This is a genomic window from Pantoea sp. JZ29, from assembly GCF_035190385.1.
Lineage (GTDB): Bacteria > Pseudomonadota > Gammaproteobacteria > Enterobacterales > Enterobacteriaceae > Pantoea > Pantoea stewartii.
Genome location: NZ_CP045242.1, coordinates 339,543 through 362,763, shown reverse-complemented (window position 1 = coordinate 362,763; position 23,221 = coordinate 339,543). Strand labels below are relative to the sequence as shown.

At 53.0% G+C, this 23,221-nt stretch carries 22 protein-coding genes; 11 read left to right on the top strand and 11 right to left on the bottom strand.

Translation table 11 applies throughout. The features are described 5' to 3' along the window. Positions 1 to 188: 188 nt before the first annotated feature. The 3 genes from GC090_RS21580 to GC090_RS21570 all read right to left on the bottom strand — a co-directional run bounded on the left by GC090_RS21580 (position 189) and on the right by GC090_RS21570 (position 1,804). Positions 189 to 974, bottom strand: a complete 786-nt coding sequence (locus GC090_RS21580; protein ID WP_324021746.1) for an MBL fold metallo-hydrolase — start codon at positions 972 to 974, stop codon at positions 189 to 191. Between the two features lie 92 nt (positions 975 to 1,066). Continuing rightward, the gene (locus GC090_RS21575) at positions 1,067 to 1,570 is read right to left on the bottom strand and encodes a GNAT family N-acetyltransferase (protein WP_324021744.1); all 504 of its coding nucleotides are present in this window, start codon (positions 1,568 to 1,570) and stop codon (positions 1,067 to 1,069) included. 3 nt (positions 1,571 to 1,573) lie between these two features. Further along, positions 1,574 to 1,804: a putative hemolysin gene (locus GC090_RS21570; RefSeq protein ID WP_039339430.1), complete on the bottom strand. Its 231-nt coding sequence runs from the start codon at positions 1,802 to 1,804 to the stop codon at positions 1,574 to 1,576. Between the two features lie 89 nt (positions 1,805 to 1,893). Between GC090_RS21570 and GC090_RS21565 the strand changes: the two genes are divergently transcribed. Beyond that, positions 1,894 to 2,460 carry an NADPH-dependent FMN reductase gene (locus GC090_RS21565; protein WP_033742489.1) on the top strand — a complete coding sequence of 189 codons (567 nt, stop codon included), beginning with the start codon at positions 1,894 to 1,896 and terminating at the stop codon, positions 2,458 to 2,460. Between the two features lie 60 nt (positions 2,461 to 2,520). Here GC090_RS21565 and GC090_RS21560 read toward each other — a convergent pair whose 3' ends face one another. Together GC090_RS21560 and fliD are read right to left on the bottom strand one after the other, a co-directional pair. Then, entirely contained in the window at positions 2,521 to 3,456 is a 936-nt protein-coding gene (locus tag GC090_RS21560; protein ID WP_006121927.1) for a flagellin N-terminal helical domain-containing protein, read from the bottom strand. A gap of 690 nt (positions 3,457 to 4,146) precedes the next feature. After that, positions 4,147 to 5,538 (bottom strand): flagellar filament capping protein FliD, encoded by a 1,392-nt coding sequence (gene fliD / locus GC090_RS21555; protein ID WP_033742492.1) that lies wholly within the window; start codon positions 5,536 to 5,538, stop codon positions 4,147 to 4,149. Positions 5,539 to 6,373: 835 nt separating this feature from the next. Between fliD and GC090_RS21550 the strand changes: the two genes are divergently transcribed. Next, on the top strand, positions 6,374 to 6,598 hold the full coding sequence (locus GC090_RS21550) for a KTSC domain-containing protein (protein ID WP_006121926.1): 225 nt from the start codon (positions 6,374 to 6,376) through the stop codon (positions 6,596 to 6,598). 208 nt (positions 6,599 to 6,806) lie between these two features. On the opposite strand, the gene GC090_RS21545 is transcribed toward GC090_RS21550, so the two are convergent. From GC090_RS21545 to GC090_RS21535, 3 genes are read right to left on the bottom strand one after another with little or no spacing between them, the layout of a single operon-like run. Next, on the bottom strand, positions 6,807 to 8,135 hold the full coding sequence (locus tag GC090_RS21545) for an NAD(P)/FAD-dependent oxidoreductase (protein ID WP_324021742.1): 1,329 nt from the start codon (positions 8,133 to 8,135) through the stop codon (positions 6,807 to 6,809). 14 nt (positions 8,136 to 8,149) lie between these two features. After that, the gene (locus GC090_RS21540; RefSeq protein WP_006121924.1) at positions 8,150 to 8,755 is read right to left on the bottom strand and encodes a cupin domain-containing protein; all 606 of its coding nucleotides are present in this window, start codon (positions 8,753 to 8,755) and stop codon (positions 8,150 to 8,152) included. Positions 8,756 to 8,800: 45 nt separating this feature from the next. Then, positions 8,801 to 9,553: an ABC transporter substrate-binding protein gene (locus GC090_RS21535; protein ID WP_205954565.1), complete on the bottom strand. Its 753-nt coding sequence runs from the start codon at positions 9,551 to 9,553 to the stop codon at positions 8,801 to 8,803. 272 nt (positions 9,554 to 9,825) lie between these two features. Between GC090_RS21535 and GC090_RS21530 the strand changes: the two genes are divergently transcribed. Both GC090_RS21530 and GC090_RS21525 read left to right on the top strand, forming a co-directional pair. After that, a complete protein-coding gene (locus tag GC090_RS21530) occupies positions 9,826 to 10,476 on the top strand; it encodes an amino acid ABC transporter permease (RefSeq protein WP_006121921.1) in 651 nt (216 codons plus the stop codon). Between the two features lies 1 nt (position 10,477). Beyond that, the gene (locus GC090_RS21525; RefSeq protein WP_006121920.1) at positions 10,478 to 11,233 is read left to right on the top strand and encodes an amino acid ABC transporter ATP-binding protein; all 756 of its coding nucleotides are present in this window, start codon (positions 10,478 to 10,480) and stop codon (positions 11,231 to 11,233) included. Positions 11,234 to 11,371: 138 nt separating this feature from the next. Here GC090_RS21525 and rutR read toward each other — a convergent pair whose 3' ends face one another. Then, a complete protein-coding gene (gene rutR, locus GC090_RS21520; protein WP_006121919.1) occupies positions 11,372 to 12,061 on the bottom strand; it encodes an HTH-type transcriptional regulator RutR in 690 nt (229 codons plus the stop codon). A gap of 380 nt (positions 12,062 to 12,441) precedes the next feature. Between rutR and rutA the strand changes: the two genes are divergently transcribed. The 7 genes from rutA to rutG are packed head-to-tail and all read left to right on the top strand — an operon-like array spanning position 12,442 to position 18,092. After that, a complete protein-coding gene (gene rutA / locus GC090_RS21515; protein WP_324021740.1) occupies positions 12,442 to 13,533 on the top strand; it encodes a pyrimidine utilization protein A in 1,092 nt (363 codons plus the stop codon). Beyond that, on the top strand, positions 13,533 to 14,282 hold the full coding sequence (gene rutB / locus GC090_RS21510) for a pyrimidine utilization protein B (RefSeq protein ID WP_006121917.1): 750 nt from the start codon (positions 13,533 to 13,535) through the stop codon (positions 14,280 to 14,282). The genes rutA and rutB overlap by 1 nt, the downstream gene beginning before the upstream one ends. A gap of 25 nt (positions 14,283 to 14,307) precedes the next feature. Next, a complete protein-coding gene (rutC, locus tag GC090_RS21505) occupies positions 14,308 to 14,694 on the top strand; it encodes a pyrimidine utilization protein C (protein WP_006121916.1) in 387 nt (128 codons plus the stop codon). A gap of 42 nt (positions 14,695 to 14,736) precedes the next feature. Beyond that, positions 14,737 to 15,576, top strand: a complete 840-nt coding sequence (rutD, locus tag GC090_RS21500) for a pyrimidine utilization protein D (protein WP_324021738.1) — start codon at positions 14,737 to 14,739, stop codon at positions 15,574 to 15,576. Next, on the top strand, positions 15,561 to 16,151 hold the full coding sequence (locus GC090_RS21495; RefSeq protein ID WP_006121913.1) for a malonic semialdehyde reductase: 591 nt from the start codon (positions 15,561 to 15,563) through the stop codon (positions 16,149 to 16,151). Before rutD ends, GC090_RS21495 begins: the two co-directional genes overlap by 16 nt. A 29-nt stretch (positions 16,152 to 16,180) precedes the next feature. Then, positions 16,181 to 16,723, top strand: a complete 543-nt coding sequence (rutF, locus tag GC090_RS21490; protein ID WP_039339420.1) for an NADH-dependent FMN reductase RutF — start codon at positions 16,181 to 16,183, stop codon at positions 16,721 to 16,723. 31 nt (positions 16,724 to 16,754) lie between these two features. Continuing rightward, a complete protein-coding gene (rutG, locus tag GC090_RS21485) occupies positions 16,755 to 18,092 on the top strand; it encodes a pyrimidine utilization transport protein G (protein ID WP_324021736.1) in 1,338 nt (445 codons plus the stop codon). 268 nt (positions 18,093 to 18,360) lie between these two features. Here rutG and GC090_RS21480 read toward each other — a convergent pair whose 3' ends face one another. Both GC090_RS21480 and GC090_RS21475 read right to left on the bottom strand, forming a co-directional pair. After that, positions 18,361 to 20,556 carry a glycoside hydrolase family 2 protein gene (locus tag GC090_RS21480; RefSeq protein ID WP_324021734.1) on the bottom strand — a complete coding sequence of 732 codons (2,196 nt, stop codon included), beginning with the start codon at positions 20,554 to 20,556 and terminating at the stop codon, positions 18,361 to 18,363. Continuing rightward, a complete protein-coding gene (locus GC090_RS21475; protein ID WP_324021732.1) occupies positions 20,546 to 23,218 on the bottom strand; it encodes a hybrid sensor histidine kinase/response regulator in 2,673 nt (890 codons plus the stop codon). Before GC090_RS21475 ends, GC090_RS21480 begins: the two co-directional genes overlap by 11 nt. Between the last annotated feature and the right edge of the window lie 3 nt (positions 23,219 to 23,221).

Genomic DNA, 23,221 nt, shown 5'->3' with positions numbered 1-23,221 from the left:
TTGCTGAATGCGGCCAACAGATGAATCCGTTGATAGCGCCACTGACAGGGATCGTTGCGTAGGTGATGGGGCTGTCTCACCGCCGTAAGGGTGAGTCATAAAGCCTGTCTGAGATATATCGACGAATGAAAAACGTGGGTTAAGCGGGTGATGGCGTTGGCCGCTTAACCGTCCGTCACTGCTCTGTCTTACTGCAGGCAGTCTATATATTTTTGTGCTGAGCGGTTCACCACCTGTTTCGCGTCAGACGCAATATCGCGCCCTTCAAACGCACTATAAAGTCGATCAAAGGCAAAGGGGGTCAGACGCTCGGTTATTGTCCTGATGTTGTCCGCCGGTAAAGGCAGCATGTTGGGATAACTCCACATGAAGGACACAGCATTTGCCCCCGGCGCAACCTGAATAATATCGCCAGACAACAGGATGCCTTCATTTTTTGCCCAGTGCAGTACCGTGCCGCCCGCGAAGTGGCCACCCAGCCGCAACAAACTTATGTCAGGGAGAATAGTCAGCACATCACCATCCCATAACTGCAGATGTGGGCTGTCAGGCACAATCCATTCGCTGTCGCTGGCGTGGATATACAATGGCGCATCAAATATTGCTGCCCAGTCTTGCATGTTGCTGTAATAGTGGGGATGTGAAATCGCAATTGCGTCGATACCGCCCAGCGCACGAATGATATCGACGGTGGCGGCATCAAGGTTAGGTATGCAGTCCCACAGCACATTGCCCTGTTGTCCTTTAATCAAAAACGCGCGCTGGCCGATGGCAAAATCAGGCACAGACTGCAGGCTAAACAATCCCGTTTCAGGTTGCTGCCATTTATTGCTGTGCGCGGCATGGAGCGCTTCACTGGATGTCCATTGTTGCCCTGAAGCCGGCACGTACTGACGTTCATCTTCGCAAATTATGCAGTGGGTTGTTTCCATCTGCGAGTAGGCGGTTCCGCATGTGACACAGATCTTTGTCATCCTGTTCTCCCCCGTTAATGTCTTAGATTTATTGTAGAATCTGCATCGGAAGCAGGTTTCCTTTTGTGCTGTGCGCGGCGGTTTTGAGGTTGCTAACCCTGATGGCTATAGACAAAAAAATCTTCATCTTTCATAGCAAACTGTGCCACCGGGTACATGCCAAGGCGTTGATGGGCCTGAATTGAACGGCTGTTTTGCGCCTGAATAAATAACACAGGTGCGCCCTGATGATACTGGCACATGTGGTGATAAAGGCGTTTTAGTAATCCCTTTCCCCGTTCAGCCTCACTGATACAAACCGGGCCGTAGAGCCAACAGTGCCACCCCGGTGGCCACGCATGAAGCATCGCGTTAATCATCTCGGGTTCGTGCTGAGTGGGAATGGCGCTAAATAATACGCCGGTAATTGCCTCATCGCGCTGGGCAACCACTGTCCTGGCACCGGCGCGACGCAGCATCCCTTCAACTTTATCGGCAGGAAAATCCCCATTCAGTGTGCCGCCGCGTCCGGCCGAGTTTGCCTGAAGCAGGGCTGTAATTCCGGCCAGATCGTGCAGGGTCGCCAGTCTGATAACCGAGCGGTCAGAATTCACCACAGCTTACCCCTTCGATGCGTCACGGCGGTACAAGGTCCATTCCTCGATATGTTCACCCGAAGGCAGCGTACAGTAGCCCACTTCACCCGTTGGCGTTTTTACAATATCGCTTTTTCCGCCAACGGCCAGACAATGCTGTGAGGCAGGATTGGCGAGGCCTGATGTGCGGGTGCGATGATCCGGCGCACAGCCCACGACCAAAATTGATGTTAAAACCAACAAAAATTGCCGCATAACCACTCACTTTTAATCCGTCAGAAACGCCATATTATATTCCAGACGTGGCGTGAAAACGCACTTAGCCATCGAAAAGAGGAACGACAATGTCAGACAAGCCGTTAAAAATGGTTACCTTACTGGGCAGCCTGAGAAAAGGATCGTACAACGCGATGATTGCGCATGCGCTACCGCAACTGGCACCGCAGGGCGTGGTGGTAGAAGCGCTGCCGTCAATCCGGGATATTCCACTTTATGATGCGGATATCCAGCAGGAAGCAGGCATTCCAGATACCGTCACGGCGCTGGCTGAACAGATCCGCCAGGCTGATGGCGTCATTATCGTGACCCCTGAATACAACTACTCCGTTCCTGGCGGACTGAAAAATGCCATCGACTGGTTGTCTCGCGTGCCCAATCAGCCTTTAGCCGGTAAGCCCGTGGCGATTCAAACGAGTTCAATGGGGGCTATCGGTGGCGCGCGCTGTCAGTATCATCTGCGGCAGATTTTGGTTTTTCTGGATGCGATGGTGTTAAACAAACCGGAATTCATGGGGGGCGTTATCCAGAATAAAGTGGATGAGCAGGCCGGAGAGGTGATCGAGCAGGGTACAAGAGAGCATCTGGCTAAGCAGTTAGCGGCATTTAGCGACTTCATTCGAAAGGTGAGCTGACAAACCGCCGCTGAGTGATAAGAACCACGCCTGTAACAGGCGTGGTTCCTGAATTGGCTCTTAACGCAGTAATGACAGCATCGTCTGTGGCACCTGGTTGGCCTGCGCCAGTACCGAGGAACCTGCCTGCTGGAGGATCTGAGCACGTGACATATTCGACACTTCCGTCGCGTAGTCCGCATCCTGAATACGGCTGCGGGCAGCAGTCAGGTTGGTGACGGTGTTGTTCAGGTTGCTGATGGTGGACTCAAAACGGTTCTGAGACGCACCCAACAGGCTACGCTGACTGTCAACGGCTTTAATCGCTTTATCAATATCTGCCAGCGGTGTGCTGCCAGATGCTGTGCCACCCGATCCACCGGTAACGGCACCTTTCAGTACGTCAAAGCCGATAGCCGCGGTGCTGCGGGCTGTACCATTCACTGTCTGACCGGTTGTTGAACTGGTGTTTTGCACGTTACCAGAAGAGGCGTTACCTGCTGCGGCCAGGTCAAAACTGTCACTTGAACTGATGGTAATTCCGATCGTTTGGCCATCCTGCGCACCAACCTGGAAGTTGTAGGTGGTGCTGCCTGAACCGGTGTTCAGTACTTTGAGTCCGTTAAAGTCGGTCTGCTTGGTATCGCGGTCGATTTCCTGCATGCGCTGGTTAACTTCAGCCTGAATCGAATCGATATCCGAAGCAGAGTTGGAGCTGTTCTGCGCCTGAACGGTCAGATCGCGGACGCGCTGCAGGTTGTTGTTTATCTCATCCAGCGCACCTTCCGCTGTCTGAGACAATGAAATACCGTCGTTCGCGTTACGCGCAGCAACGGTCAGACCGTTGATGTTTGACGTAAAACGGTTAGCAATCGCTTCACCCGCGGCATCATCTTTTGCGCTGTTAATACGCAGGCCCGATGACAGACGTTCAATAGCGGTACCCAGAGAAGACTGAGACTTATCCAGGTTATTCTGAGTGATGAGCGACAGAACGTTAGTGTTAATCACTGACATGATAAATTCCTTCTAAGGAGAACGTATGATTTACGCATTATTATTATCGAAACGAAACCACAGAACTTTAATTAAAAATCGCCAGATAAGATTAATTCGTGAATAGCAGAAGTGCCGTTTTAAGCGAAAGGAAACGCCTGCGGTATCCTTGTAAAAAAGAATTATTGCCACACATCAAATACAACCAAATTACTTAATTCCTTAACCTTAAAAACTTTTTGTTACAGCATTTAATATTAAATAGCACGGATAATTAAATATCAGAAAAAGTCCCTGATGCCAGGCGGTTGCTTTATTTTCTTCCTGCTTATGCATTGATAAGAAAACCTGTATTAAACCTGTCTAAAAAAGCCCGCCAAGATATATCATTACTTCCGTGTAACACTTTGAAATAATGAAAGTTATGCGAAAATCGTTTTACGTCCTGGCGCAACGTGGTCAGAGAGGATGAGTGGTATTGCATTGCAAAGCAAGTGGGCAGGGTAGCACGGCCCAATCACTGCTGCTGGTTTCACAGAAACGGGAGAAATTAATCTAAACCTGTATTACGTATGAATCAGATCTGAAAGAGAGTGGTAAAGCGTTGCCGCTATCCAGAAACAGTAAAGCAGAACGATGAAGGGAAGATAATGACCAGACAGATATCTTTTACAAGATATCTGTCTGCAGAGTAATAAGATAAGGCGGTTATTACATTTTTGCGAATTGTGCAGCCAGATAGTTACCGGTCTGCGTCATAGAAGAAACCAGCGTACTCAGATTGGTAAATTCCGTTTTATACTGCGCCATAATCGTGGTGATTTGGTCGTTAACAGTATTGTATTGATCTGAGAGCTGCTTCAACGACGTATTAATCCCTGTTGTGGCGTTCGAAACGGTACCATTACTCGCCAGCATTTGGTTGAGATTATTCGTCACCTCTGTCGCAAAGCCGGTTGTCTTTCCATCGCCGGTCAGAAACGCTAAAACATCGGCGGGCTGATTCGTCAGCGCATTATTCAGTTTCGTACTGTCCACGGTCAGGTCACCTTTATCATCCTGTGTAATGCCCAGTTGAGACAGCTCCTGAATATTACCCGACTGAGGATCAGAAAACTGACTGCGCAGGCTGGTCTGAATATTCATTAACGTGTTATCACCGAGCAGATCGCCATTGTCAGCACTCTGCGCCTGTCCGGCTTGTACAGGCGTATAGTTTGTTTGATCGGCAATGGTTTTTTGCAGCGAATTATACGCATCCACATATGTCTGGATTGCTGTCGACATCGGCGATGTATCTGACGCGATGGATAACGTTTCCGGCGAGCCGGTATTCACTTTATTTAAATTCAGGGTTACACCTTCCGGTGCATCCGTCACAATGTTGCTGCTGCGGGTAATTGATAAACCATTCACTTTTATCTGCGCATCCTGAGCGGCAACCTGTTCTGTCATACCATTATTACTGCCACCACTGCTGTAATTGACATACTGTGCCAACGTTGAGTCGTTGGTACTGACGGTCATTTCATTCGCCGTCCCGCTGTCACGTGCGGTCAGGGACAAATAATAGGTATTGTCGTTCGCCATAATAACGCTGGCGTTTACGCTGCCCTGTTGCTGGTTAATCGCGTCACGAATAGCAGTCAGGCTTGTCTGGTTCTGGTTTAACGTCACGGTCAGCGGGGATTTCTGTCCAGGCTGGCTGATCGTGATCGTGCGGGAAGCCATGCTGCTGTCGCCAAGCTGCGCTGTTTCACTACTGGCTGATTTAGAGAGCAGTGACTGTGACGCGGCCAACTGATCCACTTCAACGGAATAGTTTCCGGCAGCGGCATTGCTGGCAAGCGTGGCGGTAAACGCCGTATTCGTACTGGTGACCTTCGTGGTCGCTATGCTTGATGCGTTTTGCAAAGCCGCAGCGGCTGTCTGCAATTTTGACATTGAACTTTGTACCACGCCCCAGGCTGTCAGTTGCGCATTGTATGACGCCTGCTGTGTGGTAATAGGGGTCAACTGCGCTTCTTCAGCTGACTGTAAATTATCATATAACGTGTTGAGGTCGAGGTTAGTACCAGCGCCAAGTGAGCTTATGCTTGCCATTTTCTTGTCCTGATGAAGTGATACCAGACATGAAGATACAACGCATTAATCAGGCATTTTTCTGATTTTGCGCGTCGTTGCAAATCGGTTTATGGTCATTTCATGACCATCAATTTTTCGTTAAGCTGGTAAAAAAATGTTAACAGCAAAACAGATTGTCATTTTTTTCAGGTCTTTTTATTGAGTGTATTCGTAAACGGGCAAATTAACCCTTTGCTAATCATGAAATTAAATTGCAGTCGTGTTGGCGGTGTCGCTAAACCTGTGCACTTTGACAAGACAAGTACGGTCGTGCAGCTGAAACCTGCTGTGAATAAACCCCCCCTGGCGTGACCAGAAGGAAATAGGGCGCTAACTCAAATTATTTCTTATTAAAAAATCATTAAATCCTAATCGATGCATTTGCCTTTTATCTTTCTTTTAGCCCTAAAGTTTTTATTTTTACGGCACTGCGCACTCAACAAAAAAGAATTTTAAAAATCGTTAACGCTTACGTTTGAAATATTTATTTACATCCCCCTGGTGAGGATAAATTGAGGGGACGGTTTCAGATAAGATAGCACAACGATCTTGTCAGACGTCGTCAACGCCTGTCAGCTGTGGTTCTGGTTGGTGAAAAATCACTGCCACATTGCTCGTGTATATTAGCAGGACCAGCCTTTACTGAAGACGGGCTTGATCCGGTAAAAGCCATGTCAGCGCGCGGTGTCATCAATAACTGTTATTTGTCAGCGCATTGAAGGTTGCTCAACAATGGGGAAGTCTGTGATACATTGCCGCTCTGCCAGCGCGGCAATGATGCAGGCCTGGGCTTAACCGATACGGACTATCTTTCATGAAACGACACGATATTAACTCTTCTTTATTTCGCAGCGCAGGATTCGATCCCACTTCGGGTGTGCTCGAGCTTGAATATCGCAACGGAAGTTGCCGGCGCTGGCTGGCCGTTCCTGCCCGGGTTTACCAGGGATTTTGTGCCGCGGTGGATCCCGATAGTTTTTTCCGCGAAAGCATTGATAACCGCTACTTTTCTATGCATCACAAGCGGGATTCACAGTAACGGACACGCAGAAAAGGCCGCGCTGAGTCTGGAGAGTTGTGCGAAATCCCGCGGCCATATTCAGGTGCGGGTTGAGTAGGGCCGGGCAAGGGTTTTCGCGTCGGATAAATCAGGCGGCGCTACAGCGCTAAAAACATGCCTGAGCGGGCTGTTTGTCATTCGATAACGGCCATGCGCTGTTCGCATGGCCTGTCTTTTATCAGCGCGGTTACATCATTTGCGGTTGGCGAATCGCATTACCTTTCTCGAAGCGTGAGAGCCGGTAGGGCGTCAGGTCCGTATAAACGGGCTTATTCGTTAACATCTGTGCACACATCAGTCCCGCACCGGGTCCGATGGCAAAACCGTGGCCACTAAAGCCTGAGGCAATAAACATGCCGGAGAGCTGGCTCACCTGATCAATCACCGGCACCAAATCCGGTGTGGTATCAATCCATCCGGCCCAGGCATAATCGACTTTGATGCCCTCCAGTTCGGGGAAGACGCGAATCAACTCGGCCAGGCCATCGTGAATGATGCGCTTGTCCGGCGTGGGATCAAGCACCCGGATCTTTTCAAACGGCGAGGGCCTGTCGGGCGACCAGCTTCCAGACGCTTCAGGACCAGAAAAGAATGAACCGTTCAGGCGGATTTTCAGTTTTTTAGCGACCTTGCTGCGGAACATGGGATAAAACTTCGCAGCATAACGGATGTTCTGCGGTGCTAAATCAATCTGGCCAAGGCCCGGAACGGCAACGGTGTAACTGCCGTCCAGACGGCGGCGAAGGCAGAGATTAGGCGTGCTCAGACAGCCTGTGACGACCTCAGGAGCGGCGGTTGTTTTAAATACCGTACCCAGAATATTGGCGGCAGGGAGTTCTACGCCATATTGTCTGCAGAAACGCGAACTCCACGCACCGCCGCAGCAAATTACCCGGCTGGCTTTAACCAGTCCGCGTTCTGTCCAGACGCCAGAAACACGGCCCGCGCTGATATCCAGTGCGCGCACCGCGCAACGCTGAAAAATGCTGGCTCCCAGCTTTTGCGCGCCTTTCGCAATGGCCGGTACCGCCTGCGACGGTTCTGCACGACCATCTGTCGGTGACCATACACCGCCTCGCCATGGAGTTTTGTCCCCAATGCGCTCCTGTGCTTCACGCGCGGAGAGCAACTGGCTGGTAAAGCCAATCTGTTTTGCCTGCTGTCCCCATTTTTCCCAGCGCGCCAGGTCAGCTTCATTTAGCGTGCCATAGAGGATACCGCTGCGCCTGAAGCCCAAATCCATCCCGATTTCACCACTCAGCTCATCCCAGCGCTGCAGGCTTCGCATCGCCATTGGTAACTCATGCAAATCACGGTTCTGTTGACGAACCCAGCCCCAGTTTCGGCCTGACTGTTCACCGGCAATCACACCTTTCTCAAACAGCGCAACAGAAACCCCCTGTTTCGCCAGTTCATATGCCGTTGACGTCCCCACAATCCCACCGCCTATCACAACAACATCAACAGAGGTGGGGAAGACGGAACTGTCACTGACGCTATCGACCTTAATTCGCATGGGTTAACCTTGTTTCAAATATGATGTCGGGGCGGAATATGCATAATCCACAACACGCGGGCTTCAGTGTCGCTGTCGTTAAAAATGTTATGCGGAAGATGACTTTTAAACTGAAAACTGTCGCCCGCTTCGATGAAGGTCGCCTCACCGTTCACCTCCAGCGTGAGACGGCCTTCCATGACTACACCTGCTTTTTCACCAATGCCTGTCAGCATTTCTTCCGAGCGCGTGCGGGGAGGGATGCTGATATACATAAACTGAATATCATGTTCGCCAGAAGGCGATAACATCGCCTTGGTTATGCCCTGCCTGCCAACTTCAAAATGTGGCCGCTCACGCCAGCGCCGGACATAATGTTCAGCACCGGGTCGCATCTCTTCATTTTGTTCAAGAAAAGCGGTCAGTGGAACATTCAGGACCACGCGAAGTTGCTCAAGCACCCGTACCGTGGGGTTAGCCAGATTGCGCTCAATCTGGCTGATAGCTCCCGCCGACACATTGGCCTGTTCCGCCAGTGCCTTGATGGTCATATTGCGCGACTTGCGTATCTGCTTTAGTCGTAAGCCAATCGTCATCTCGACGGCACTCAGATCCTCTGAGTGCATTAACGCTGTTTTCATCACCATGTTCCTTAAGGTTGCGTGCCTCCGTGCATCAACACGCGATTAAGGCATTCCCCACTTCGCTTTGATTTTTTGCAATGTGCCGTCGGCCTTCATTGCCGTCAGGGCAGTATTAATATCGGCAAGTAGCTTATCGTTCCCTTTTTTCACGCCAAAGGCCATAGGTGCGATATGCTCAGGCTTGTAACCGTCCACCACATGCATACCTTTGTACGCGCCAGATTTTTCCTGATATTTCATTATCGGGTAATCGTTCATCCCCGCAGCGATACGGCCCAGGGACAGATCGCGCATCATATCTGCCGGACTGTCATACACTTTCACCTCTTTCGCGATACCGCTCTTAATCAGCGCCTGCGTATAATCGGTGCCCGCCATGGTGCCGACGATGTCGCCTTTCAGATCCTGCTGCGAGCGATAGACTTTTTTATTGTCATCACGCACGACCAGCCCCGGTCCAAACGCAGTGACTGGCTGCGAGAACGCAATACGTTTTTCGCGCTCTGGTGTGGGTGTCATCCCGGCCACAATCATATCGATTTTGCCCGCAATTACAGACTGAATCAGCGTCGAGAAAGGCACCGCGGTAAAGTTGATGTCAAGCTTCTGACGTTTGGCCACTTCCGCAGCCACGTCCGGCATGAAGCCTTCAATTTTACCGGTTTCGGTATCCAGAAACGTGGTAGGCGCGCTGGAAGGCGGAGAACCTGCCGTCAGTGGCGCTGCCTGTGCACTGCAAGTGAGGCCAAGGGCAACAGAGAATAAAGCCATGGTAACGTGCGACCGAAGAGACATCACTTACTCCTGATTGACATGTGAACAATTAATTTCACTATAATGAAATTAAATTCCTGCCTGTCAATCTTTTCTTTTCTAAAAATGTTGCGCCTCACAAATTAACATAAAACCCTTTGATTTCCCCAGTCAGTGGGCTTTCAATGCACTTTATTACACTAATAAGTTAATGCTATGACGTCATCAGATGAAAAGTTTGACAATATTTACTGATAAACATATTCATTTAAATGAATTTGAAGCATGACACTCAACACCGGCGGGAGCGCATAATGGACTGGAGCAGCATTCATGTTTACCTTCCCTTTCTTTTGCAAGGGGCTGAAATGACGATTTATATCACGCTACTGTCCTTGCTCATCAGTACGCCGCTGGGGTTGATCTTCGCTGCCGCAAAAATGTGTCCTTTTAAAATCATTTCCTGGCCCGTCAGCGTCATCATTAATATCACTCGCGCACTGCCGATGATTGTGGTGCTGTTCTACATCTATTTCGTTTTTCCCGATATCGGCATTACCCTGACATCCTTTCAGGCCAGCGTCATTGGTATCGCGTTTTGCTTTTCAACCTTCCTGGCCGAGATTTTTCGTTCCGGTATTGAATCGGTCGATCGTGGTCAGCTTGAGGCGGCGCGCTCTATGGGCATGAGCTTCTTTAAAGCGATGCGACGCGTCATTCTGCCTCAGGCTTTTCATGTCGCGCTGCCGCCATACAGCAATACTCTGGTCATGATGCTGAAAGACTCAGCGCTGGCGTCAACGATCGCGGTTACCGAAATGACCCGTCAGGGCCAGCTTCTGGCGGCTTCAACCTTTGATAACACCACAGTGTATACGCTGGTGGCGTTGCTCTACCTGACGTTATGCATGCCGTTGCTGGCTTTTACCAGGCACCTTGAAAATCGCCAGAAAAAAGGAGCATGAGATGATTGAAATTCTTGATGTCCATAAGCGCTTTGGTGCAGTTGAAGTGCTGAAAGGGGTGAGTTTTCGCGTCGAAGAGGGCGAAGTGGTGTGCCTGGTCGGGCCTTCAGGCTCCGGGAAATCGACGGTGTTGCGCTGTATCAACGGACTGGAAACCTATGAAAGCGGCACCATCCGCGTGCTTGATCAGCATGTTGACAGTAAAAGCAAACGTATCAATGCGCTGCGTCGCCAGATCGGTATGGTTTTTCAACGCTTTAATCTGTTTCCTCACCGTAGCGTGCTGGAAAACGTGATGGAAGGGCCGATTTACGTCAATGGCGAGACACGCAGTAAAGCCGAAAAGATGGCCAAAGAGCTGCTGGAAAGAGTAGGGCTGGGCGACAAAGTTTCCGCCTGGCCGTCGCAGCTTTCCGGTGGTCAGCAGCAGCGCGTAGCGATTGCCCGCACGCTGGCCCTGCAGCCGAAAGCCATTCTTTTTGATGAGCCGACATCCGCGCTGGACCCAGAACTGGTCGGCGAAGTGCTGCAGGTTATGCGCAACCTGGCCCAGCAGGGAATGACCATGATCGTGGTAACGCATGAGATGCAGTTTGCAAGAGAGGTCGCCGATCGCGTGTGTTTCCTGCACAGCGGACAGATTGTAGAGCAGGGGCATGCGGATGAGGTGCTGCTGCGGCCTCAGGAAGCGCGTACGCAGGATTTCCTGCGCCGCGTACTGGGTAACACAGGCGTACAGAGTCTGATGAATACCTAATTCAAACGACCCGTTTGATCGGGCTTCGCTAGCCATTCAGCAGAGATGAGCGGCCTGCCTGTCACCCGACGCTGCGTCGTGCAAAATCTCTGGCAACCTTTCGCTGAGGCGTCGGTACAAACGCCCCCGCACAGGCGATTAAGCCCGCATCTGAATGCCTTCAGTAATAATGTGCTGAAGGTTTTTTACCGTCTGGTCGAAAAACGCCGGATCGCTGAGCGTTTTACCGGTGATTGCCTCAACCTGCACGCTAAAATCGGCGTAGTGCTGCGTCGTTGCCCACAGCATAAAAATCAACTGCATTGGATCGACGGGCGCAATGCGCTCATCTTTAATCCAGCCCCGAATGACATCGCATTTCTCTTCTACCAGAGTTTTCAGGCCGCCCCCCAGCTCCTGTTTCAGCAACGGCGCGCCCTGAACCATCTCCAGGCAAAAAAGACGCGAAGCCTGCGGATGATCGCGGGACACACAGAGTTTCAGGCGAATATATTCTCTAATGGCTTCCAGTGGATGCTGATCGGGCTGTAACGCCTTTAACGGCGCCAGCCAGATATCCAGCAGTCCTTTCAGCACATCAATATAGAGCGCTTCTTTTGTCGGGAAGTAATAAAAGAGGTTGGTTTTCGAGACGTCAGCCCGTTCTGCAACCTGCTCCAGCCGGGTGCCGTGAAAGCCATAGAGTGAAAAAAATTCCAGTGCGGCGGTCATGATAGCGCCACGTTTGGCAGCAACCGCCCGCGAGCGTCGCGTTGTGGTTTTGGAGCCTGGGCTAACGGATTTTTGCTCTCCGGCGGCAGCGTGCGGGTGTTCGACCAATGGCTTCACAACATCTCCTGAGACAAACAGCAAGGCGTGAATCATAACAAATGGGGGCAGGGGCGACCATCGCAACGCTCATTATTCACGCGCTCTGAAATCAACAGTTGAGCGATTTGCACCCTTTTTGCTCAATCTTGCCTGTTATCTGTGCAGTTATTTTTGAACAACGGGTCCGAAACGGACCGTTTAATCCAGTTATCTTCCATTCAAACTTTCAACCCTATGAAAAGGTTATTTATTTTAAAACTGGCACCCGCTTTGCAAAGACTCTTGCGTCTGGAGATTTCAGCACGGTGCAATTCGGAACCCGCAGGACGCACTCAAGCCGCGCAGAGATTTTCGTAAGCCCTTGTATTGGTACGTATTACTTTTAATCGAGGTGAGCGATGAAAATCGGTGTCTTTATTCCTATCGGCAACAACGGTTGGTTAATTTCAGAAACTGCACCGCAGTACAAACCGACCTTCGACCTGAACAAAACCATCGTGCAAAAAGCGGAGCACTACCATTTCGATTTTGCGCTTTCCATGATTAAACTGCGCGGCTTCGGTGGTAAAACCGAATTTTGGGAACACAATATGGAGTCGTTCACGCTGATGGCCGGACTGGCCGCCGTGACCTCTCGCATCCAACTTTACGCCACGGCCGCTACGCTGGTGATGCCGCCGGCGATCGTCGCGCGCATGGCCGCCACCATTGATTCCATCTCTAACGGCCGTTTCGGTGTCAACGTTGTCACCGGCTGGCAAAAACCCGAGTACGAGCAAATGGGCATGTGGCCGGGCGATGACTATTTTACCCGCCGCTATGATTACCTGACCGAATACGTGAGCGTGCTGCGCGATCTGTGGGGCACCGGCCACTGCACGCTCGACGGCGAATTCTTCAAAATGGACGACTGCCGCGTCAGTCCCCGCCCGCAAAGCGAGATGAAAGTGATCTGCGCCGGGCAAAGTGATGCAGGCATGGCGTTTTCTGCCAGACATGCCGACTTTAATTTCTGCTTCGGCAAGGGCGTCAATACACCAACGGCCTTCGCGCCAACCGCCGCCCGCATGAAAAAAGCGGCAGAGGCTGAAAACCGCGACGTATCTTCTTATGTGCTGTTCATGGTCATCGCCGGTGAAACCGATGAGGCCGCGCGCGCCAAATGGGAGCTGTATAAAGCCGGGGCTGACGCCGAGGCGCTCGCGTGGCTGACCGATCAGAGCAGCAAGGACACCCAATCCGGCAGCGATACCAATGTCCGTCAGATGGCGGATCCCACCTCAGCGGTCAACATCAATATGGGCACACTGGTCGGCTCCTGGGCCAGCGTCGCCAGAATGCTCGATGAAATCGACACCGTGCCCGGCGCTGGCGGCGTCCTGCTGACCTTTGACGACTTCGTTGAGGGCATCGAAAACTTTGGCCGCTACATTCAGCCATTAATGAAAACCCGCCAGCACATCGGCATTGCGCAGAAAGAGGTCGCATAATGAACGTTGTTGAGAATCCGTCAGTGGTCCGCCGCGAACCCCACAATACCGGCGAGGAAACGGTCCTCACAGCCCGGCCTGAAGCCATCGCTTTTACCCCGCAGCAAACCGCGCTGATTGTCGTGGATATGCAAAATGCCTATGCGTCACAGGGCGGTTACCTGGATCTGGCGGGCTTTGATGTCTCTGCCACCGCGCCGGTGATCGCCAATATTAAAGTGGCGATTGCCGCCGCACGCGCGGCGGGCATCAAAGTGATTTTCTTCCAGAACGGCTGGGATAATCAGTATGTCGAAGCCGGCGGTGCGGGGTCGCCGAACTTCCATAAATCCAATGCGCTAAAAACCATGCGCAAACGCCCGGAGCTGATGGGCAAACTGCTGGCAAAAGGCGACTGGGATTACGATCTGGTCGATGAGCTTCAGCCGCAGCCGGGCGATATTGTGCTGCCCAAACCCCGTTACAGCGGCTTCTTTAATACCCAGCTCGACAGTCTGCTGCGCAGCTATGGCATTCATCATCTGGTGTTTACCGGCATCGCCACGAATGTCTGCGTGGAATCCACCCTGCGCGATGGCTTTTTCCTGGAATATTTTGGCGTCGTACTGGAAGACGCGACGCACCAGGCCGGCCCGGAATTCGCACAGAAAGCCGCGATCTATAACATTGAAACCTTTTTTGGCTGGGTCTCTAACGTGCGTCAGTTCTGTGACGCTGTAGGTTACAAAACTGAACAACACGCGGCCTGACCGCTTTTACAAAGGACAATCAACGATGCCTAAAAGCGCCATTATTCCCGCTGGCAGTGGAGTGCCACTGGCACCTTTTGTTCCGGGCACGCTCGCCGATGGCGTGGTGTACGTTTCCGGGACGCTGCCGTTTGATAAAGACAACAACGTGGTGCACGTTGGCGATGCCGCGGCACAAACCCGTCACGTTCTGGAGATCATCAAAAACGTGATTGAAACCGCAGGCGGCACAATGGAGGACGTCACCATGAATTCCATCTTTATCACCGACTGGGCCAATTACGGGGCAATCAATCAGGTCTACGCCGAGTATTTTCCCGGTGAAAAACCCGCGCGGTTCTGTATTCAGTGCGGGCTGGTGAAGCCGGATGCCCTGATTGAGATCGCAACGATTGCCCACATCGGCAAGTAATCTGTTTACCGGCATCTGTTCTGATAACCCTGAGGAAACAGCATGTATTACAAGGTATTAGGTAAAGATAATGCCGATGCAGACACGGTCGTGCTCTCTTCAGGGCTGGGCGGTTCCGGCAGTTTCTGGCAGCCGCAACTGCCTGTACTGACACAGTATTTTCGCGTGGTGATTTATGACCAGCACGGCACCGGCCTGAGTCAGGGCACCGTTCCGGCCGGTTACCGCATGGAGGATATGGCCGATGAGCTGGCGGGCATGCTCAACGGGCTGGATATCCGCCGCTGCCATCTGGTCGGTCACGCACTCGGCGGCATCGTTGGCCTGCATCTTGCACTGCGTTATCCGGCCTTACTGCAAAGTCTGGTGGTCATCAACGGATGGGCAACGCTCGACAGCCAGACGCGTCGCTGCTTTGAGGTCCGCCAGAACCTGCTGCTTAACAGCGGGGTGGATGCGTATGTTCAGGCGCAGCCCCTGTTTCTGTATCCGGGCGACTGGCTTTCTGAGCATGAGGCGTTATTGCAGGAAGAGCGCCAGCATCAGGTGGCGCATTTTCAGGGAATGGAAAATCTGCTGCATCGCTTACAGGCGCTGATGACGTCTGACCTGACCGCCTCGCTCGACGGGGTGATCGCACCGACGCTGGCGCTGAGCTGTAAAGACGATTTGCTGGTGCCCTGGCCGCGCTCGGCCGATCTCGCTGCCCGTCTTCCTCTGGGGGAGCACCAGCAAATGCAGTATGGCGGTCACGCCATGAGTGTGACCGACCCCGATACGTTTAACCCGATTTTACTGGACTGGCTGCGGCGGCATGCCTTTCATGCAGCTAACATCGTGTCCGAGCCCTTTTCAACGGAGATATCATGGCCGAAGCCTTAACCGCCAGCGCCCTGGCAACCCTGTTCACCGATGCCCGCACCCATAACGGCTGGCTGGATAAACCGGTGACCCATGAACAGCTGGAAACGATTTACGCGCTGGCGCGCATGGGGCCAACATCTGCAAACTGCAGCCCGGTGCGCATTGTGTTTATCCAGAGCCAGGCGGCCAAAGAGAAACTGGCACCGGCGCTGTCCAGCGGCAATCTGAAGAAAACCCTGACTGCACCGGTGACGGCGATCATTGCCTGGGATCCTGCGTTTTATGAATTACTGCCCGAACTGTTTCCCTCCGGCGATGCGCGTTCGTGGTTCACCTCCAGCCCGCAGCTGGCGCACGATACGGCATTTCGCAACAGCAGTCTGCAGGCAGCCTATCTGATTATGGCCTGCCGCTCACTCGGACTGGACACCGGACCGATGTCTGGTTTCGACAATGCGAAAGTGGATGAAACCTTCCTGGCGCAGACGGGCTGGAAATCCAACTTTCTCATCAACATCGGTTACGGCGACAGCAGCAAACTGTATCCGCGCGCACCGCGTCTTGACTTTGACCGCGCCTGCCGCGTGCTGTAAGCACCCTGTTTCATTATGAGGACACGAGCATGCAATCCACTCTGAACGCCACACAGCCCGCAACCGCTGCTAAACAGGCTGCCGTTGAAAAGCAAGAGTTCCGCGATGCGATGGCGCACCTGGGTTCCGCCGTCAACATCATCACCACAGACGGGGCAGGTGGACGGGCCGGTTTTACCGCCTCTGCGGTATGCAGCGTGACCGATACGCCACCGACGTTGCTGGTATGTCTGAACCGCGCGGCCTCTGTCCATGCGGCGTTTACGCAAAACCAGGTGCTGTGCGTTAACACGCTCTCAGACGGTCATGCGTCGCTGTCCAATCTGTTCGGCGGAAAGACACCGATGGATGCGCGTTTCGCGGCCGCTGACTGGGCCAGCCTTGCCACCGGATCGCCGATCCTCACCGATGCGCTGGTGTCGTTTGACTGCAACATTACGCAGATCACCAGCGTCGGCACCCACGATATTTTGTTTTGTGAAGTCGTTGCTATTCAGCGCAATGACAACGGCCACGGACTGGTGTATTTCGACCGGCGCTATCATCCACTGATGCGTCAGACAGCCTGTTAACTCACTCCTCTCAACTTAGTAAGGGTCGTGCATGGCAAATACCTGGTTTCCACAATGGCGTAAAAGAGAAGGCAATCTGGATGGCGTCGTCATCGCGCCGGATGAACGGCTGCCGTCAGGCACGACGATCGTTATGGGATTGCAACATACGGTAGCGATGTTTGGCGCCACGGTCCTCATGCCCTTACTGATGGGTTTTGACGCTAATATGGCCATCCTGATGTCGGGGATCGGTACCTTACTGTTCTTCCTGGTGGTAGGCGGCCGCGTACCGAGTTACCTCGGGTCCAGTGCCGCCTTCGTCGGACTGGTTATCGCGATAACCGGCTACAGTGGTCAGGGTGCGAATCCCAATATCGGTGTGGCCCTTGGCGGGATAATTGCCTGCGGCCTGCTCTATATGGTGATCGGTTTTATCGTAATGGCGGTTGGCACGCGGTGGATTGAACGTCTGATGCCGCCCGTCGTGACCGGTGCCGTGGTCATGGCGATTGGGCTAAACCTCGCGCCGATTGCGATTCACAGCGTCTCCGCCTCCTCGTTTGACAACTGGATGGCCGTCATGACCGTGCTTTGCATCGGTTCGGTAGCCGTATTCACCCGCGGTCTGGTGCAGCGCCTGTTGCTGTTACTGGGGCTGGTGGCCGCTTATCTGATTTATATGGTCATCACCAACGGCCTTGGACTGGGCACGCCAGTGGATTTTAGCGCGGTCGCTCAGGCACCCTGGTTTGGCGCACCAACCGTTACGACGCCGGTATTCAGCGCGCATGCCATGCTGATGATCGCGCCGGTCGCGGTAATCCTTGTCGCAGAAAATCTCGGCCATATTAAAGCGGTGGCTGGTATGACCGGTAAAAACCTTGATCCCTACATGGGCCGCGCGTTTGTCGGTGATGGACTGGCGACGATGCTGTCCGCCTCCGCAGGCGGAACGGGCGTGACAACCTATGCAGAAAACATAGGTGTTATGGCTGTCACCAAAATTTACTCCACGCTGATTTTCGTCGCCGCGGCGGTTATTGCCATTGTGCTGGGCTTCTCACCTAAATTTGGCGCACTGATCCACACCATTCCAGGCCCGGTGCTCGGCGGCGCATCCATTGTGGTATTTGGGCTGATTGCCGTGGCAGGTGCCCGCATCTGGGTACAAAACCACGTCGACCTGGGGCTGAACGGCAACCTTATCATGGTCGCGGTCACGCTGGTTTTAGGCGCAGGCAACTTTACCCTGACGCTCGGCAGCTTCAGCATGGGCGGGATCGGCACTGCGACCTTCGGGGCGATTTTGCTGAATGCATTTTTGAGCCGAAGCAAAATGGCAAGCGCACAGCCAGGGGTGAAGACGGAGGCGGTGGTGAAGGAGTAAACCGGGATCTTTTCCTCAGCCGGAGAAGCAGGAAGGGCGGAGCGGGCCGGAACGACAACCGGGTGTTTTTTACGTACCCGTAAAGCATCATGCAGGAGATGCGCGGCTTACAGACAATGGAGTCGCCGAGGTAAAGCGCCTGCTTGCCATCGCGCAGGCAACAAAGAGGCTAAGCCAGTGAAACAGGGCTGTGCTCCGTACAGGGGAGCATCAGCCCAACTCCATAAGAGGTTTTCGCAAAAAACCATGGGTTTCCAGGCAACTTACCTCAGTCGTCACGTTGAATGCTTTCCTCATGGACATTACTGCCCACCGTTTTCCCGTTTTGATTCTCAATGCGATAACGGATCTCAACGTTATGAAAATTTTGAGGCGTAACCGTTATTTCCTTCACCATCTGACCTGAATCAGGCGGCAGCGTCAGCGTTTCGCTCCCTTTGGCAAGCACCTCTCCCTTTTGGGATACCTGCCACTTCAGTTGACATGCAGTACAGGCATTCCAGGTATCATTAATTGCCCAGAGCCGCACCATCGCCTCGCTTCCCTTACGCCATGTGGCGGTAACGGGTTCGATAGAGGGGAGAACAGGCTGATAGGCTGTTTGCAAGGCGTAATAACCCGCCTTTGGCTGGCGCAGATAATCCACCACGCCCCAGTTAATTGAGGGCCAGGTTTCAACAAACATGAAATGGAAGAGGGCCGTCACCGGTTGATAACGCTGTCGTCGATAGCTCTCTACAGCCAGGGAGACCAGTTTTGCCTGGTAGCGTTGCGTATTGGCTATCATCTCCTGAATATTCGAACCGCGCGAAATCCCGGCAAACTTAAATGTCTGTAAAGGCTGGAAATTATGATACTTCCAGAACGTCCATCCCGGATCGTCCGCAGCAGTCGTCTTTGGCCATAACAAGCTGGCAGGGATAATCGTTTTCAGCGTTGAGAGTTGAGGTAGCGCCTGCGCACCAAACTCTGTCACCACTGCGGTTTTAGCCGGGGCAAGCAGATCGCGCGGCGTACCAAAATACCATCCTGCCCAGTAGTGTTCTTCCACGGCGGAAAAACGGTGCACAATACGGGAGGTATCTTCAGCCAGCGTATCCGCGACCTTCTGCGTCAGCGTGCGGTTCAGTGTTTTATTCCAGTCGGGGAACCGCTTTTCCATCCAGGGCGAATTCCACGGCGGCTCGTTGTGCCCGCCCCAGACGATAATGGCCGGGGAGTTACCAAACTGCTCGACCATCTCACGGGTCTGACGAACTGCATTGTCCGTAAATGCCGCGCTGTCATTGTATCCCCATTGCAGCGGTACATCCTGCCAGATCATCAGCCCCATTTCATCGGCGACATCGTAAAGCGGACGGCCGGCTACGTGTCCGTGGACGCGAATGGCGTTGGCATTCATCGCCTGTACCAGCGCAAAATCCCGACGATACTTTTCCCGTGTCATGGTTCCTAACCACGGTGAACCGATATAATTGCTTCCCTTTATAAAGAGTCGCCTGTCATTAATCAGCCAGCCTTTGTTATCGGGTTGCTCTTCCAGTTTGCGTAACCCTGTTCGGGTGACCCTGGTATCCATCAGCCCCTGGCTGTCACGCAGTGAGGCGCGAACACGGTACAGATTTGGCTTGCCGGTGCCGACCGGCCACCATAACTTTGCTCCCTTCATGGGCAGGGTTATGCGCAAGGACTGTTGCTCACCCGTCGCGTGATTCAGCGTAATCGGAAAATCGTGCTGAAAAGTCTGGCCGTTAAAGTTATCGGGTACCGCTGTCAGGCGCACTGTAGCAGGTCCGGCAGTGGTGGCCCGGTAACGAATTTCCGCCGATAATGCCGGGTTTTCCAGTCCTTGACGCCAGTCCGGACGCAGGATCACTTCATCAATCGTTACACCACGGCTCAGATGCAGCTTCACCGGTGCCCAGATGCCGCCAGAGTTCGCATCCTGTCCCTGTAAAGACCATGCACCGCCAGGCCGGGTGTCATGCTGATTAAGCACCCCTTTTATAAGCGTTTTATGTAGTGGCCACACTTTTTGGGGATCTTCATAGGGACTGTCGACCCGGATGGCAAGCTGGTTATGACGACGCAGGGTGCTGCTGACATCTACAGCAAAACGCTGGAAATAGCCTTCGTGGTGGGTCAATGACTTTCCATTAAGCGTCACATCAGCAAAGTAATCGATACCGTCGAAAACGAGCGTGGCCATGATACCGGGTTCGGATTCAGGAAGATCAAACTCATGTTGATACCACAATGCTCCCTGATGATCGTAACCCGCGCTATACCAGTTAGCCGGAACCTTTAACCTGCGCCAGTCACTGGCAGGCACGTCCGCGCCCCTGAAGGTGCTGTCGTTCGCATCATGGACTCGCCAGTTTCCCGCAAGTGACCAGGTGACCGGTAGATCCATTGCCTGCGCTTGTGGGAGGCAGATGAGCAAAAGAAGAAGGTTACGGATCATGGCTGTCCTCCTGTTTCCTGTGTTGTAGCCAGGACGTGATGCGACGGAATTCCTCGTTCAGGTCGTTTTGCAGGGACTTGAGCGCATGTTGTTCCAGCGATGAGGCCTGACTCTCAAGGTGTTGCAGTAACTGCGCCAGGCGGGTGAAATCGAGTGTGACGGCTTCACCGCGAAGTTTATGTGCTGCCCGACGTAACGTCTCACGATCATTGTTTTCCATTGCCTTGCACAGCGTCTCGGTGGTTTCTTCGATTGCTTCCCTGAACAGAGACAACAATTCCTCAACCAGAGCAGGGTCATCGGCGCACTGTTTAAGCAGTCGGGCCTCATCAGGTAAACCTTCCTGATCACGCGTATATATGCGGGTAATTTCGTCATGAAGCGCATCCTGACTGACAGGCTTGGCGAGATAGCCATCGAACCCCATTGCCAGACAGCGCTCTCTGTCGCCCTGCATAGCATGCGCGGTCATCACGATGGCTGCCTGACGGGGACGGCCAAGCAACACTTCCTCTTGTCGTAACAGCTGGATCGCCTTTTCTCCATCCATTTCCGGCATCTGCAGATCAATAAAGAGGATGTCCCAGCGTTCTGCTCGCCAGCGGTCAAGTGCAGCCTGTCCATCGCCAACCACTTCACAGTGATGTCCCAGGCGTTCAAGCAAACGTCTGGCGACTTTCTGATTCACCAGATTATCTTCAGCCAGCAACACACGCAGTCCCTGCGAGGTGTTCGGTGAGACGGCAGAAGGCTGCACCGGCTCGACAATCGGCACGGGTTTAAGGGCGCTTGCAATTGCCTGATGCAACTCGTGCTGGGCGACGGGTTTGTGCAAATAGTGGGATATGCCGATTCGTTTGAGCATTTTGGGGTCAAAATGGCGGCTCATTGAGCTAAGCATAATAATCTTGCTCTGGGCCGTCTGTGGCAAAACCGATAACTCAAGGCCCAACGAAATGCCATCCATGTCCGGCATTTGCGCATCGATGAGGATCAGTGGCCAGAATACCTCTCCGGCGGCAAGCTGTAAGGCCTTACTGGCATTATCCACACACGTCGGGTTCAGTCCCATCTGACGGAGCATGGTATCCACTAACCGCAGGTTAGTGCTGTTATCATCCACGACCAGCACGCATTCGCCATTAAACCGAACGCCAGATGCGCGTTCTGTAAGCGGCGAGTGTTGCCCCTCCAGCGGTAGCGTAAACGTAAATTCGCTCCCAACGCCGGGCTTACTCTCCACCTCCAGATTTCCCCCCATCAGGGCGACCAGCCGGGCGGAAATGGTTAGTCCCAGCCCTGTTCCACCATAACGCCGCGTCGTAGAACTGTCTGCCTGGCTGAACGCTTCAAAGATGGCCTGTTGTTTCTCTGCAGGTATGCCAATACCACTGTCGCGAATACGAAAACGCCAGTGGCCTTCACTGGCCGCGGGCTCTATCGCCAGCAGGACTTCGCCGTGATGGGTAAATTTAAGCGCGTTGCCTAGCAGGTTTGTGAGGATTTGACGCAGTCGGGGGCCGTCCGCCTTCAGCACGTCCGGGACTGCAGGCGCAATATCCACCAGAAGCTCTATCCCTTTTTCACTGGCGGCAGGCATATGTGGGCGAATCAACGACTGAATAAAGGGCCGGATTTCCAGCCACTCTTCATCCATGATGACCTTGCCCGACTCAATGCGCGAGAAATCCAGAATGTCATTAATTATATGTAGCAACGACTGGGCCGAACTCATGACCAGCGAAAGGTACTCACGCTGCTCAGGGCTCAGCGGGGTGTCCAGACAGAGCTGTGTCATCCCGAGGATACCGTTCATCGGTGTCCGAATTTCATGACTCATATTAGCCAGAAACGCACTTTTGGCTTCATTGGCTTCGCGGGCGACGCGGGCGGCATCAATTGCAAGCAGTTCTGCTTCCTTCCGGCGGGTAATATCCTGCAACGTACCAATCACCCTTTCGGCTTCCTGCTGAATGGTTAAGGTCACCACCTGCCCGGAGAGCAGCATCCATCGCCAGCCTTCCGTCTGATGCAGGACGCGGATTTCACATTCAAATACAGGCCGGTGATCCTGTTTCGATGACATCATCGCCTGTCGCAGCGATGCGCGGTCCTCTTCATGCACCAGATTGAGCAAAAAACGCAGCGGATAACGCCATTGCGAGCGTGACTGCCCCACCATTGCCAGCAATGTATCATTTACCTGCAGGCTGTCATGAGAGACGTGCCAGTCCCAGATGCCGATCCGGATTGACTCGGCCGTCAGTAAAAAATCATTGTGCAGCAGATGACGTGAGCGCTGTGCTTCATCAAGCTCGGTGACATCCGTATGCAGACTGACAATGCCTCCTTCAGGAAGGCGTTGATGCTGTACATAAAGACGGCGTTTTCCGGATTGCCTGACTTCGCAATGGTTATCCTGACGACAATTACGGAGGGTGGCGTCCCGTAGCGTCTGACGACGACTGGAGTCGATGTAATAACCCGCTTCAATAAATTTCTCTACCAGCGTTTCGAGAGACGCGCCTGCCTCCAGCCACGGTGCAATCACCGGATAAAAGAGCGAAACTTTATCGTTCCACACCAGCAGGCGTTCGGCCCGATCGTAAATCATGATCGCACAAGGCAGCGCATCAGGCTCAAAACGGGATGAAGTTCCCATCGC